The following is a 13,042-nucleotide window of genomic DNA, read 5'->3' on the forward strand; positions in this document are numbered from 1 at the left end:
ACCACAAATTAAGCCCTCAGGGCTTTTGTGTGTTGCTCGCCTGACCGGCACCCGTATGCTGCCGGGTGGCGTTTCGGGCAGGCCTGGCCAGCCTCAATCCCTGTAGGAGCGAGCTTGCTCGCGATGGACGTTAACGATGACGCGGGCATTCTGTATGCACGCGTCGCCCTTATGTTCATCGCGAGCAAGCTCGCTCCTACATTTGATCGGCGTTGACCACAAATTAAGCCCTCAGGGCTTTTGTGTGTTGCCGAGATCAGGCCTTGGCCGCCATCGCGGTCACTTCCACGCGCATGCCTTCCACCGCCAGCGAGGCAACGCCGACAGCGGCGCGCACCGGCCACGGTTTGGCGAAGTAGCGCTTGTAGACCTCGTTGAACGCGGCGCGGTCGGCCATGTCGGTGAGGTAGATGGTCAGGTGCATCACGCGGTCCATGGAGCTGCCGGCACGTTCCAGCGCAACCTTCAGCGCTTGCAGGGTGCATTCGCTTTGCAGGGTGATGTCGCCCAGTTCCAGGCTGCCGTCGGCGCGGGTCGGGATCTGGGTCGAGACCAGCACACCGGCGAAACCGACGACGTCGGAGGAAATCGAATCGGCATCGAGGTCAGGCGTAAAGGTCAGGTCGTGGTTTGCCATTGGAAGTTCTCTTGCTTGAAAGGGTAAGGCGAGCGCCTTTTGCGCCGCCAGTTTACAGGGCCATTCCGGGCGCGTCGCTAATGCGCAGCGCTCGGCTACTCAAGACCGGTGGCCTGGCGGTACTGGCGCGGGGTGAAGCCGGTCAAGGCCTTGAACTGCCGGGTGAAGGCGCTGTGGTCGGTGTAGCCGCATTGCAGGGCGACGTCGGTGATCGGCAGGTCGGTGTGCAGCAACCGATGCGCATGCTCCAGGCGAACCTTCTGGATCATCTGCCGTGGCGTCAGGTGGAACACGCGCTTGCAGTAGCGCTCCAGTTGCGCCACGGAAATCCCGGCGATGCGTGTCAGCTCGCCGAGGGTGACGCGACGGTTGAAATGCGCGCGAATGTGTTCGTCCACCGCCGCCAGGCGCTGGTACGCCGGGTGCGTGTCGCTGGCCGATTGCAGGTCGACCGAGATCCCCGCCAGACCAATGATTTCATTGCGGCGGTTATACAAGGGTCGCTTATGGGTCAGGCACCAGCCCGGCTCGCGACTGCCGTACAGATGCAACTCCAGCTGGTCTTCCAGGACAAACCCCTGCTCCAGCACCCGCCGGTCCTGCTCGGTGTAACCCGGCCCCAATTGCTCGGGAAACACCTCGGCGCTGGTCTTCCCCAGCAAGGGTTTGAGCTGCTTCAGGCCACAACGCTGCACCAGTGTGCGGTTGGCCATGACATAGCGCGCCTGCACATCCTTGATGAAGATCGCCGCATTCGGAATGACATCGAGCATGGGCAGCAGTAGCGCAACGCCGGCCAGCAGTTGCTCGATGGATTCGGGGCGGTTCGAGTCGTCGCCCTGGCACAACAGCGCAAACGCATCCTGAGTCATCCACCGGCCCCTCGCAAAAATCAGACAGTTCCCATTGTGCTGATTTCGTCATCGACACCCAAGCAAAACATCAATCGCGAGCACGCCGCCAAGTTCACTCTATGGCCACCGCCCTCCCCGGCAAAACCGAAAGGGGGGCGATTTGAAGTGCACACCTGCCTATCCAATAACTCACAAGAAGGCGATGCCATGTCAGGCCAAGGCAAGTTCAAAAAACAACTTTCGTTGATAGACCTTACGTTTATCGGACTGGGGGCCATCTTCGGTTCCGGCTGGCTGTTCGCAGCCAGTCACGTGTCCGCCATCGCGGGGCCGGCGGGGATCTTTTCCTGGCTGCTGGGCGGTTTTGCGGTGCTGCTGCTGGGCATCGTCTACTGTGAACTCGGCGCCGCATTGCCCCGTGCCGGCGGTGTGATTCGCTACCCGGTTTACTCCCACGGCCCACTGTTGGGTTACCTGATGGGCTTCATCACGCTGATCGCGTTTTCCAGCCTGGTGGCCATCGAGGTGGTCGCCGCGCGCCAGTACGCCGCGGCGTGGTTTCCCGCATTGACCCAGGCCGGTTCCAGCAATCCGACGGCGCTTGGCTGGCTGGTGCAGTTCGGCTTGCTGTGCCTGTTCTTCATGCTCAACTACTACAGCGTGAAAACCTTCGCCAAGGCCAACAACCTGATCAGTATGTTCAAGTTCATCGTGCCGCTGCTGGTGATCGGCGTGCTGTTCACCTTCTTCAAACCGGAGAATTTCCAGTCCCAGGGCTTCATGCCGTTCGGGCTGTCCGGTGTCGAGATGGCGGTGTCCGCCGGCGGCATCATCTTCGCCTACCTGGGGCTGACGCCGATCATCTCGGTGGCCAGCGAAGTGAAGAATCCGCAACGCACCATTCCCATTGCGCTGATCCTCTCCGTGCTGCTGTCCACCGCGATCTATGTGCTGTTGCAAGTGGCATTCCTCGGCGGCGTGCCCACCGAAATGCTCGCCAACGGCTGGGCCGGTGTGGCCAAGGAACTGGCCCTGCCCTACCGCGACATCGCCCTGGCATTGGGTGTGGGCTGGCTGGCTTATCTGGTGGTGGCCGACGCGGTGATCTCCCCCAGCGGTTGCGGCAACATCTACATGAACGCCACCCCACGGGTGATCTACGGCTGGGCGCAGACCGGCACCTTCTTCAAGGTCTTCACCCGCATTGACGAAAAGTCCGGCATCCCGCGTCCGGCGCTGTGGCTGACCTTTGCCCTGTCGGTGTTCTGGACCCTGCCTTTCCCTTCGTGGGAAGCCCTGATCAACGTGGTCTCCGCCGCGCTGGTGCTGAGCTATGCCGTTGCCCCGGTGTCGGTGGCCGCCCTGCGGCGCAATGCGCCGGACATGCCGCGACCGTTCAAGGTCAAGCGCATGGGTGTCCTCGGCCCGCTGTCATTCATCATCGCCGCACTGATCGTCTACTGGTCGGGCTGGAGCACCGTGTCCTGGCTGCTCGGCCTGCAGATCCTGATGTTCGTGGTGTACCTGCTGTGCGGTCGTTTCGTACCGACCCAACACCTGAGCCTGGCCCAGCAGGTGCGCTCTTCGGCATGGCTGATCGGCTTCTATGCCGTGACCATCGTGCTGTCCTGGCTTGGCAGTTTTGGCGGCATGGGCGTACTCACCCATCCATTTGACACCCTGGTCGTAGCGGCCTGTGCGATGGGCATCTACTACTGGGGCGCGGCCACCGGCGTGCCGGCGCATCTGGTTCGCCTGGATGCCGAGGACGGTGAAGAAGAAGTCATTCCCGTCTACAGCGGCACGGCCACAGGCCAGCGCCCGATCGGTGCGTCCGTGCAGACCTCTCGCTGAAATTCAGGCCTGCAAAACCTCTGAGTTTTTCCACTAGGAAGGTTTATGAAAAAAGTACATGTCATTGATTCCCACACCGGTGGCGAGCCGACTCGCCTGGTGATGTCGGGTTTGCCCCAGCTGGCTGGCCGGACCATGGCCGAGAAGCGCGACACCTTTCGCGAGCAGCATGACCCATGGCGTCGCGCCTGCCTGCTGGAGCCCCGTGGCAACGATGTGCTGGTGGGTGCGCTGTATTGCGAACCGGTGTCGCCGGACGCCACCTGCGGCGTGATCTTCTTCAACAACGCCGGTTATCTCGGCATGTGCGGTCACGGCACCATCGGCCTGGTCAACTCGCTGCATCACCTGGGTCACATCCAGCCCGGCGAGCACAAGATCGATACGCCGGTCGGCCCGATCAGCGCCACGCTGCACGAGGACGGCAACGTCACCCTGCGCAACGTGCCCGCCTACCGCTACCGCCACCAGGTGCCGGTCGACGTGCCCGGACATGGCCGTGTCTACGGCGACATCGCCTGGGGCGGCAACTGGTTTTACCTGGTGTCCGACCACGGTCACGCGTTGCAGATGGACAACGTCGAGTTCCTCACCGAGTACACCTGGGCCATGCTCAAGGCCCTCCAGGATCAGGGCATCCACGGTGAAGACGGCGCGCTGATCGACCACATCGAACTGTTCGCCGAGGACGACCACGCCGACAGCCGCAACTTCGTCATGTGCCCCGGCAAGGCCTACGACCGCTCACCCTGCGGCACCGGCACCAGCGCAAAACTGGCGTGCCTGGCGGCCGACGGAAAACTCGCCGCCGGTGAACGCTGGGTCCAGGCCAGCATCACCGCCAGCCAGTTCGTCGGCCGTTTCGAATGGGAAGGCGAACGCATCATCCCGTTCATCACCGGCCGCGCCTACATGACCGCCGACAGCACCTTGCTGATCGACGAGCAGGATCCCTTTGCGTGGGGCATCTAAGCCCCACGCCTCTTCCCTAAATCTGAATGAACGCTTCAAGGAGTGACAACACAATGAGCGATAACATTTTCACTGGCTGCATCCCTGCCCTGATGACCCCATGCACCGCCCAGCGCAAGCCGGACTTCGACGCACTGGTGGCCAAGGGTCGCGAGCTGATCGACATCGGCATGAGCGCCGTGGTGTATTGCGGCTCCATGGGCGACTGGCCGCTGCTGACCGAAGCCGAGCGTCAGGAAGGCGTGGCGCGCCTGGTGGCCGCTGGCGTGCCAACCATCGTCGGCACCGGTGCCGTCAACAGCCGCGAAGCGGTGTCCCATGCGGCACACGCGGCCAAGGTCGGCGCCCATGGCTTGATGGTCATCCCACGCGTGCTGTCCCGCGGCGCTTCGGCCACCGCGCAAAAAGCCCACTTCGCCGCGATCCTCCAGGCCGCTCCTGGCCTGCCGGCGGTGATCTACAACAGCCCCTACTACGGCTTCGCCACCCGCGCCGACCTGTTCTTCGAACTGCGCCGCGAGTACCCGAACCTGATCGGCTTCAAGGAATTCGGCGGTGCGGCCGACCTGCGCTATGCGGCCGAACACATCACCTCCAAGGACGATGACGTGACCCTGATGGTCGGTGTCGACACCCAGGTGGTGCATGGCTTCGTCAACTGCAACGCCACCGGCGCCATCACCGGCATCGGCAACGCACTGCCGCGCGAAGTGTTGCGCCTGGTGGCCCTGAGCAAACAAGCGGCCAAGGGCGATGCCAAGGCCCGTCGCCAGGCCCGGGAGCTGGAGTCGGCACTCGCCGTGCTGTCGTCCTTCGATGAGGGCTGCGACCTGGTGCTCTACTACAAGCACCTGATGGTGCTCAACGGCGACAAGGAATACAGCCTGCACTTCAACGAAACCGATGCGCTCAGCGATGCCCAGCGTCGTTATGCCGAGAACCAGTACGCGCTGTTCCGCCAGTGGTACGAGCAGTGGTCGGCGGAGCAGGACTTCGCCTGACATCCGGCTGTACAGCGGCGTGCCGAGGTGCGCCGCCTTTGTTTTCGTCCCATGAAGCCTAATGCCGATCAGTTGAGGCTCGACCAGCGCTGATCAACCTGTGGCGAGGGGTCTCGATCGGCATTAACCCGTGGAGCCCCCGTTGTTTCGCTGACCGATCCGCCCAATTTTTTTAAGGAAACACCATGACTCTGACAGGCAACATGCTGATCGGCCAGCAGGCCATCTCCGGCAACCGCGAAGCGATCCGCGGCATTGATCCGGCCACTGATCTGCCCCTCGAACCGGCCTATCACGGTGGCAGCGGCGAACACGTCGAACAGGCCTGCGCCCTGGCGTGGCGTGCCCTGGACAGCTATCGCGCGACATCCCTGGACGCCCGCGCCGAATTCCTCGAAACCATCGCCAGCGAAATCGAAGCCCTCGGCGATGAGTTGATCGACCGCGCCATGGTCGAGACCGGCCTGCCACGCCCGCGCATCCAGGGTGAACGCGTCCGCACCTGCCAGCAGCTGCGCATCTTTGCCCGCACCGTGCGAGCCGGTGAATGGCTGGATGTACGGGTCGACTCCGCGCTGCCGGAACGCCAACCCCTGCCCCGCCCGGACCTGCGTCAGCGTCAGGTACCGCTCGGTCCGGTAGCGGTGTTCGGCGCCAGCAATTTTCCCCTGGCCTTCTCGGTCGCCGGTGGTGACACCGCGTCGGCGCTGGCCGCCGGTTGCCCGGTGATCGTCAAGGCCCATGGCGCGCACCCCGGCACCAGTGAACTGGTGGGCCGAGCGCTGGCTCGCGCCGTCAAACTGTGCGGGCTGCACGAAGGCGTGTTCTCGCTGCTGTTCGGCTCCGGCCGCGAAGTGGGCATCGCCCTGGTCAGCGATCCGCGCATCAAGGCCGTGGGTTTTACCGGCTCGCGCAGCGGTGGCATGGCCTTGTGCAGCGCAGCCCAGGCGCGTCCAGAGCCGATCCCGGTGTATGCGGAAATGAGCTCGATCAACCCGGTGTTGCTGTTCCCGGCGGCCCTGCAATCGCGAGCCGAAGCGCTGGCGCAAGGTTTCGTCGCCTCCCTCACCCAAGGCGCCGGCCAGTTCTGCACCAACCCAGGTCTGGTGATTGCCCGCCAGGGCCCGGCGCTTGAGCACTTCCTCCATGCAGCGGCGGATCAGGTACGACGCAGCCCGGCGCAGACCATGCTCACGCCCGGCATTTTCAACGCCTACGAGGCCGGAGTCGGTGCGTTGCTCGAGCATGCGCACGCGCAATCGGTGGCCACCGGCCTGAGGGGCGAAACACCTAACCAGTGCCAGGCCCACCTGTTCGTCACCCAGGCCCGTGACTTTCTCGACAACCCGGCGTTGCAGGCGGAAGTGTTCGGTGCCGCATCGTTGATCGTGCAATGCACCAGCGACGAGGAAATCCGCCAGGTCATCGAACAGCTTGAAGGTCAATTGACCGCCACCCTGCACTTGGACGACGGCGATGTGGAGAGCGCCCGCGCCTTGCTGCCGACCCTGGAACGCAAGGCCGGGCGCCTGTTGGTCAATGGTTGGCCGACCGGGGTGGAGGTGTGCGACGCCATGGTCCATGGCGGCCCGTTCCCGGCGACATCCGATGCGCGCAGCACCTCGGTCGGCACCGCCGCCATCCTGCGTTTCTTGCGCCCGGTCTGCTATCAGGACTTCCCGGACGCCTTGCTGCCGGCCGCGCTCAAGCACGACAATCCGTTGCAGTTGCGTCGCCTGCTCGACGGCCAGAGAGAAGCCTAGGCCATGTCCAACGACTCCCTTTTCAACAGCCCCAATACAGTGGCGGACGTTGCCGTGATCGGCGCCGGCATCATCGGCGTCGCTTGCGCCCTGCGCCTGGCGCGCCAGGGCCGGCGGGTGGTGGTCATCGATCAACAGGAGCCTGGCCGTGGCGCCTCGTTCGGCAATGCCGGGCACCTGGCCACGGAACAGGTGTTCCCCATCGCCGACCTGTCCATCCTCAAACGCCTGCCGGCCATGCTCATGGACCCGATGGGCCCGCTGCGCCTGGACTGGAAATACATGCCCCGGGCCTTGCCCTGGTTCGCACGCCTGTTGCTGAACCTGCGCCCGGCACCGTTCCAGCGCACCGTGGCTGGCATCCGCGCGCTCAATGAAAGCAGCCTGGGTGCCTGGCACCGCTTGCTGCAGGCAATCGACCGTCCCGAACTGATGAAAGAAGACGGCTCGTTGCTGGTGTTCGAGCGCGCCGACTCGCAACAGGCCATCGAGGCGCTACAGGTGCGCATGCGCCAGCAGCAGGTGCCGGTGGATTTCTGGCAGGCCAAGGCGGTACGCGATGCGGCGCCGCAACTGAGCGAGCAGATCCAGGGTGGATTGTTCTTCCCGCGCACCGGGCATTTTCTCGATCCTTTCCGGGTGGTCGGCGAACTGGTCCGCGCCGCTAAAAGCAGCGGCGTGCAGTTCCTCAAGCTGCGGGTCGAGGGCGGGCAATTGAATGCACACGGCGTGTCGTTGATCACCGATCAAGGCCGGCTCTCCAGCCACCAGGTGCTGATCGCCTGCGGCGCGCATTCCGCGAAACTCACGGCCACGCTGACCGGCAAGAAGGTGCCGCTGGACACCGAGCGCGGCTATCACCTGATGCTGCCCCACGAACACGGGCGCCTGCCGTTCGCCGTCACGTCGCTGGAGCGCAAGTTCATCATGACGCCGATGGCAGACGGGCTGCGCCTGGCCGGCACCGTTGAATTCGCCGGCCTGGAGTGCCCGCCGACCATGGAGCGCGCCTGGCAGTTGCATCGCCTGAGCAAAGGCCTGTTCAAACGCGACCTGAGTGCCGAAGCAGCGACGCCATGGATGGGTTTCCGCCCCTCCCTGCCCGACTCCCTGCCGATCATCGACCGGGTGTGCGACGGCAAGGTCCTGCTTGCCTTCGGCCATCAGCACCTGGGGTTGACCCAGGCGGCGGTCACGGCAGAGATGATCGCGCAAATGGCCTCGCCCTTGACCGACACCCAGCCCCACAGCCTGCCAGCGACGGCGCCGTACCGGCTGGATCGATTCTGAGTTCAACGACAGCCGGCACGGGCCCCTTGCCGACAGGGCAAAGGGTGGGCGAACAGGGGGGACTTGCCTGGGGTCATTCATCACAAGCAGGGCATTGCGCGACCCACGGCGGCTTCGTGGAGTTTTTTTTGAATCGGGGCTTTCCCAGGGGGATGTCGGATCGGTAACCGCAGGCAACGGCGCAAGGTCTTGTAGCTTTCATGAAGTAACCCTGACGCCCTTTAAACACGAGCCCTGTGGCGAGGGGGCTTGCCCCCGTTGGGCCGCGCAGCGGCCCCCGGCAAACATTTAAAAATCCAGAAGTCAGCCTACAAACATATGAATTTTTCCCAATGTTTGGCTGATTTAAGCTTGCCCCCACTCCTCCCCGCAGGAGCCCGTTTCGTCGGTAAGCCTGATTAAAAGGCGATCCTAAAAACAATGTGTCTGCCGACCCAAGGAATTCCCATGTCATTTACGTTCGCACGCTTGCGTGCCGGTCGTTGCGCTTGTGTTGGAGGTGATCAATGACCTCCTCCCCCTCACGGCAAAATGCCGATGAAAACCTGCTGCACAGCCAGGGTTATGCCCAGGAACTGCATCGCGGCTTGTCCCTCTGGTCGTCGTTTTCGGTGGGTTTTGCCACAGTGTCGCCGGTCGTGGGTATCTATTCGGTGATGTCCCTGGGCGCCATGAGCGCCGGGTCGTCCTGGGTGTGGATCGTGCCGTTGTGCCTGGCGCTGCAATTGCTCGTTGCACTGGTCTATGCCGAACTGGCCTCGCAATACCCGCTGGCCGGCGGTTGCTACCAGTGGGTCAAGCGCCTGGCCGGCGACCGCTGGGCCTGGTTCACCGGCTTCATGTACCTGGCCTCGGCGCTGGCTTCGCTGACCACCGTGGCCTACCTCGGCGGTTTCTGGTTGTGGCTGTTTTTCACCGGTGAGCCACCGTCGGCCAATGCCCAGGTGTTCTGTGGCGCGGTGCTGTTGTTGGTGGGTTTGGGCGTGAACCTGTTCGGGATCAACCCGCTCAAGCATTTCGTCAACGCCGGCATCGTCGCCGAAGCCATTGCCTCGATTGGCATTGGCGTGCTGTTGCTGCTGTTCTTCCGCAACCATTCATTGTCGTTGCTGTTTGAAGGCTTGCCGGCCACCGGCAACGCTGACGGTTCGTATTTCTCCGGTTTCCTGACGGCGATGGCGGTCGGTGGCTGGGCATTCCTCGGGTTTGATGCCTGCTCGCAAGTGTCGGAAGAAACCGCCGACGCCCGTACCTCAACGCCGCGTGCGATTCTGCGTTCAATGATCCTGGTCGGCCTGACCGTGATGCTAACCGCGTTCGCCGTGACGCTGTCCTACACCAACACTGCCGGCATGGTCTCGGGGCAGATCATCGACCCGGTCACCCCAGCCGTCGTCGACGCCTTCGGTGCGTGGTCGGAGCGTCCATTTGTGGGCATCGTGCTAGTGGCGTTCATCGCTTGTGTGGTGTCGGTGCAGACCTACATCGGTCGCGCCGTGTTCGGCATGGCCCGCGATTCGATCCTGCCGGCCTCGGCGCTGTTGCGTCAGGTCGATAAGCGCAAGGTGCCGTTCGCGGCCATGGTCTTCAGCACCCTGTTTGCCAGTTTCGGCCTGGTGCTGGGCTTGAACGCGACCGCCGTTGGCACCCTGATTGCGTTCGGCAGCGGCGGCTTCTTCGTGGTGTTTTTGATCGTCGTGTCCTGCGCCCTGCTCGCTCGCCTGAGTGGTCGCTGGAAACCCGAGCCTGGCGTATTCAGCCTCGGCCGCTGGGGGCTGCTGGTGAACGTTGTCGCGTTCGTGTGGCTGGTGTTCGAAGCCATCAACGTTGCCTGGCCCAGGGAATCGCTGGCACCACCGGGCGCGCCGTGGTTCCAGGTGTGGGCGGTAATCCTGGTGTTCTCGGTGCTGGCAGTACTGGGCCTGCTTTACATGGTCTGGGCCAAGCCGTATCTGCGCACCGCCACCCCACAACTGCGCACCGAATAACACCCCCTGTCTTGTTGTGTGAGGCCCACGGTTGATGGGCCTCGCCGATCCGGAGTTTCAAATGTCTGTTCATTATTGGAATTACCCTACAGAAATTTTCTGTGGGCCGGGCGCGCTCGACCTGCTGGCCGAGCGTTGCAACCTGTTGGGCATGCGCAACCCGCTGCTGGTCACCGACCCTGGCATGCTCGCACTGGAACCACTGGCGCTGCTGAAGGCCCGACTGACCGAGGCACGGATTCCATTCGCGGTGTTCAGCGACCTCGCCAGCAACCCGAGCATGGACGACGTGGCCCGTGGCGTTGCCGCCTACCACGCCGGGCAACACGATTCGCTGATCACCCTCGGTGGCGGCAGCGCGATGGATGCTGCCAAAGGCATCAGCCTCGCGGCCGTCGACCCTGAAGGCCTGGTGCGCTTCGAGTGGTCGCAAGTGATGGCCCACTACCCGAGCCTGGCGGATTTCACACGCCTGAACCTGCCACGCCTGATCGCCCTGCCTACCACCGCCGGCACCGGTTCCGAACTGGGTCGCGAAGCCGTGCTGACCCAGAGCGAACTGAACATCAAGCGTGTGATCAGCCACCCGGAAATGCTCCCGGCCACGGTGATCCTCGATCCCGTACTGACCCGCGGCCTGCCAGCAGCGCTGACCGCCGCGACGGGCATGGACGCACTGACCCACCACATCGAAGCCTTCTGCTCGCCGCTGTATCACCCGATGTCCTCCGGCGTGGCCGTCGAAGGTGTTCGCCTGATCCAGCAGCATCTGCTCAATGCCTACACCGATGGCCAGGACCTGGTCGCCCGCGAAGGCATGCTGGTGGCCTCGGCCATGGCAGCGGTGGCGTTCCAGAAAGGCCTGGGCGGCGTGCATGCCCTCGCCCATCCGCTGGGTGCGCGTTATCACAAGCATCACGGATTGCTCAACGCGATCCTGTTGCCCTACGTGTTAATCGCCAACCGCGACACCATCAGCCCCGACATCGCACGGCTGGCCCGCTACCTGGAACTGCCGCAGGCGGACTTCCAAGGCTTCCTCGACTGGGTGCTGGAGTTGCGTCAACGGCTCGGGATTCCCCACTGCCTGGAGGAAATCGGCCTCGACGCCAAGGCGGCAGACTGGGTCGGGGAACAAGCGCTCGCCGACATTTCTTCTTCCGACACCAACGCCTGCGTCCTCAGCGCCGCCGACTACAGCCAGATCTTTAGTAACGCAGTCAAGGGCGTCCTGCCAGGAGTATCCGCATGACCCACGCACATTACATCGACGGACACTGGGTGGCGGGCGAAGGTGCCGAACTGATCACCGTGTTCGACCCGTCCCTCGGCCAACCCTTTGCCGAATTCATGGCCACCAGCACGGCACAAGTGGATCAAGCCATCGCCGCCGCGCGCCGGGCGCTGCCTGCCTGGCGCAACATCAGCGCGAGCGAACGCGCCGCCTACCTGCGTGGCTTCGCCGAGCAGATCGAACAGCGCCGTGAAAGCCTGATCGCACTGCAAATGCAGAACAACGGCAAACCGCATCACGAGGCGGTCGTCGACATCGACGACGCCGTGTCCACCTTCACCTATTACGCTGGCCTTGCCGAAGGACTCGCGGATCAGCAGCGCCGTGAAGTGGCCCTGTCCGTGCCCGGTTTCACCTCCCACACACGTCTGGAACCGGTGGGTGTGGTCGGCTTGATCGTGCCGTGGAACTTCCCGTTGGTCACCAGTGCCTGGAAGCTTGCACCGGCCCTGGCCGCCGGTTGCACCGTAGTGCTCAAGCCTTCGGAAATCACCCCGCTGATCGAACAGACTTACGGCCACATCGCCGAGGCACTGGGCTTACCGGCGGGCGTGCTCAACATCGTCGGTGGCAAGGCTGAAACCGGTGCGGCGTTGAGCAATCACCCCGGCATCGACAAGCTCTCGTTCACCGGTAGCAATGCCGTTGGCAGCCAGGTGATGCACAGCAGCGCCGCCCACTGCCGGCCGGTCACCCTGGAGTTGGGCGGCAAGTCGGCCATCGTGGTGTTCGACGATTGCGACCTCGATCAGGCCGTGGAATGGATCGTCGCCGGCATCTGCTGGAACGCCGGCCAGATGTGCTCGGCCACCTCGCGCCTGCTGGTGCAGGACAACATCGCCGATGCGCTGACCGAACGCTTGAAAGTAGCCCTGGAAAAACTGCGTGTGGGCAACCCGCTCACTGGCGAAGTTGACATGGGCCCGCTGACCAGCCAGGTGCAATGGAACAAGGTCAACGAGTACTTCGCCATCGCCCGCGCCGAAGGCCTGCACTGTGCGGCCGGTGGGGACGTGCTGCCTGATTTGGGCTGGTTCGTCTGCCCGACGCTGTACACCGACGTGCCGTTGAACAGCCGTTTGTGGCGTGAAGAAATCTTTGGCCCGGTGCTGTGCAGCCATCGCTTCAGTTCAGAAGAGCAAGCTTTGTCGCTGGCCAACGACAGCCGTTTTGGCCTGGTCGCCACGGTGATCAGCGCCGACCTGGAACGTGCCGAACGTGTCGCCAATGCGCTGGAAGTCGGTCATGTGTGGATCAACTCGATCCAGGCCGTGTTCGTCGAAACGTCGTGGGGCGGCACCAAGGGCAGCGGCATCGGCCGCGAACTCGGGCCGTGGGGTTTGTCGGCCTATCAGTCGGTCAAGCACGTCACCCGCTGCCTGGGCTGAT

General features: G+C 63.6%; 10 protein-coding genes. 8 read left to right on the forward strand and 2 right to left on the reverse strand.

All coding sequences use genetic code 11. The annotated features are described in order from the left end of the window. Positions 1 to 256: 256 nt before the first annotated feature. The gene (locus AB7M25_RS17805) at positions 257 to 637 is read right to left on the reverse strand and encodes a RidA family protein (RefSeq protein WP_116582778.1); all 381 of its coding nucleotides are present in this window, start codon (positions 635 to 637) and stop codon (positions 257 to 259) included. Positions 638 to 732: 95 nt separating this feature from the next. Beyond that, a complete protein-coding gene (locus tag AB7M25_RS17810) occupies positions 733 to 1,509 on the reverse strand; it encodes a helix-turn-helix domain-containing protein (RefSeq protein WP_454237741.1) in 777 nt (258 codons plus the stop codon). 189 nt (positions 1,510 to 1,698) lie between these two features. On the opposite strand from AB7M25_RS17810, the gene AB7M25_RS17815 reads away from it, so the two are divergent. From AB7M25_RS17815 to AB7M25_RS17850, 8 genes are all read left to right on the forward strand, one after another. Then, a complete protein-coding gene (locus AB7M25_RS17815) occupies positions 1,699 to 3,345 on the forward strand; it encodes an APC family permease (RefSeq protein WP_429389813.1) in 1,647 nt (548 codons plus the stop codon). A 45-nt stretch (positions 3,346 to 3,390) separates the two neighbouring features. Beyond that, positions 3,391 to 4,317: a 4-hydroxyproline epimerase gene (locus tag AB7M25_RS17820; RefSeq protein ID WP_454237742.1), complete on the forward strand. Its 927-nt coding sequence runs from the start codon at positions 3,391 to 3,393 to the stop codon at positions 4,315 to 4,317. Positions 4,318 to 4,370: 53 nt separating this feature from the next. Then, positions 4,371 to 5,318: a dihydrodipicolinate synthase family protein gene (locus AB7M25_RS17825; RefSeq protein WP_007980532.1), complete on the forward strand. Its 948-nt coding sequence runs from the start codon at positions 4,371 to 4,373 to the stop codon at positions 5,316 to 5,318. Between the two features lie 185 nt (positions 5,319 to 5,503). Continuing rightward, entirely contained in the window at positions 5,504 to 7,081 is a 1,578-nt protein-coding gene (locus AB7M25_RS17830; RefSeq protein WP_454237743.1) for an aldehyde dehydrogenase (NADP(+)), read from the forward strand. Positions 7,082 to 7,084: 3 nt separating this feature from the next. After that, positions 7,085 to 8,371, forward strand: a complete 1,287-nt coding sequence (locus tag AB7M25_RS17835) for an FAD-dependent oxidoreductase (RefSeq protein WP_454237744.1) — start codon at positions 7,085 to 7,087, stop codon at positions 8,369 to 8,371. A 506-nt stretch (positions 8,372 to 8,877) separates the two neighbouring features. Continuing rightward, positions 8,878 to 10,359 carry an APC family permease gene (locus AB7M25_RS17840; RefSeq protein WP_454237745.1) on the forward strand — a complete coding sequence of 494 codons (1,482 nt, stop codon included), beginning with the start codon at positions 8,878 to 8,880 and terminating at the stop codon, positions 10,357 to 10,359. Positions 10,360 to 10,420: 61 nt separating this feature from the next. Further along, complete coding sequence (locus AB7M25_RS17845) at positions 10,421 to 11,611, forward strand: iron-containing alcohol dehydrogenase (protein WP_429518883.1); 1,191 nt, start codon at positions 10,421 to 10,423, stop codon at positions 11,609 to 11,611. Further along, complete coding sequence (locus tag AB7M25_RS17850) at positions 11,608 to 13,041, forward strand: aldehyde dehydrogenase family protein (RefSeq protein ID WP_454237746.1); 1,434 nt, start codon at positions 11,608 to 11,610, stop codon at positions 13,039 to 13,041. Before AB7M25_RS17845 ends, AB7M25_RS17850 begins: the two co-directional genes overlap by 4 nt. Position 13,042: the final 1 nt, after the last annotated feature.

This window comes from Pseudomonas sp. AP3_22 TE3818, from assembly GCF_053628995.1.

Bases quoted from the DNA above. Each gene is read 5' to 3' on its own strand.
- AB7M25_RS17810 (WP_454237741.1), bottom strand. From the start codon at position 1,509: ATGACTCAGGATGCGTTTGCGCTGTTGTGCCAGGGCGACGACTCGAAC.
- AB7M25_RS17815 (WP_429389813.1), top strand. From the start codon at position 1,699: ATGTCAGGCCAAGGCAAGTTCAAAAAACAACTTTCGTTGATAGACCTT.
- AB7M25_RS17840 (WP_454237745.1), top strand. From the start codon at position 8,878: ATGACCTCCTCCCCCTCACGGCAAAATGCCGATGAAAACCTGCTGCAC.
- AB7M25_RS17850 (WP_454237746.1), top strand. From the start codon at position 11,608: ATGACCCACGCACATTACATCGACGGACACTGGGTGGCGGGCGAAGGT.
- AB7M25_RS17845 (WP_429518883.1), top strand. From the start codon at position 10,421: ATGTCTGTTCATTATTGGAATTACCCTACAGAAATTTTCTGTGGGCCG.
- AB7M25_RS17820 (WP_454237742.1), top strand. From the start codon at position 3,391: ATGAAAAAAGTACATGTCATTGATTCCCACACCGGTGGCGAGCCGACT.
- AB7M25_RS17825 (WP_007980532.1), top strand. From the start codon at position 4,371: ATGAGCGATAACATTTTCACTGGCTGCATCCCTGCCCTGATGACCCCA.
- AB7M25_RS17835 (WP_454237744.1), top strand. From the start codon at position 7,085: ATGTCCAACGACTCCCTTTTCAACAGCCCCAATACAGTGGCGGACGTT.
- AB7M25_RS17830 (WP_454237743.1), top strand. From the start codon at position 5,504: ATGACTCTGACAGGCAACATGCTGATCGGCCAGCAGGCCATCTCCGGC.
- AB7M25_RS17805 (WP_116582778.1), bottom strand. From the start codon at position 637: ATGGCAAACCACGACCTGACCTTTACGCCTGACCTCGATGCCGATTCG.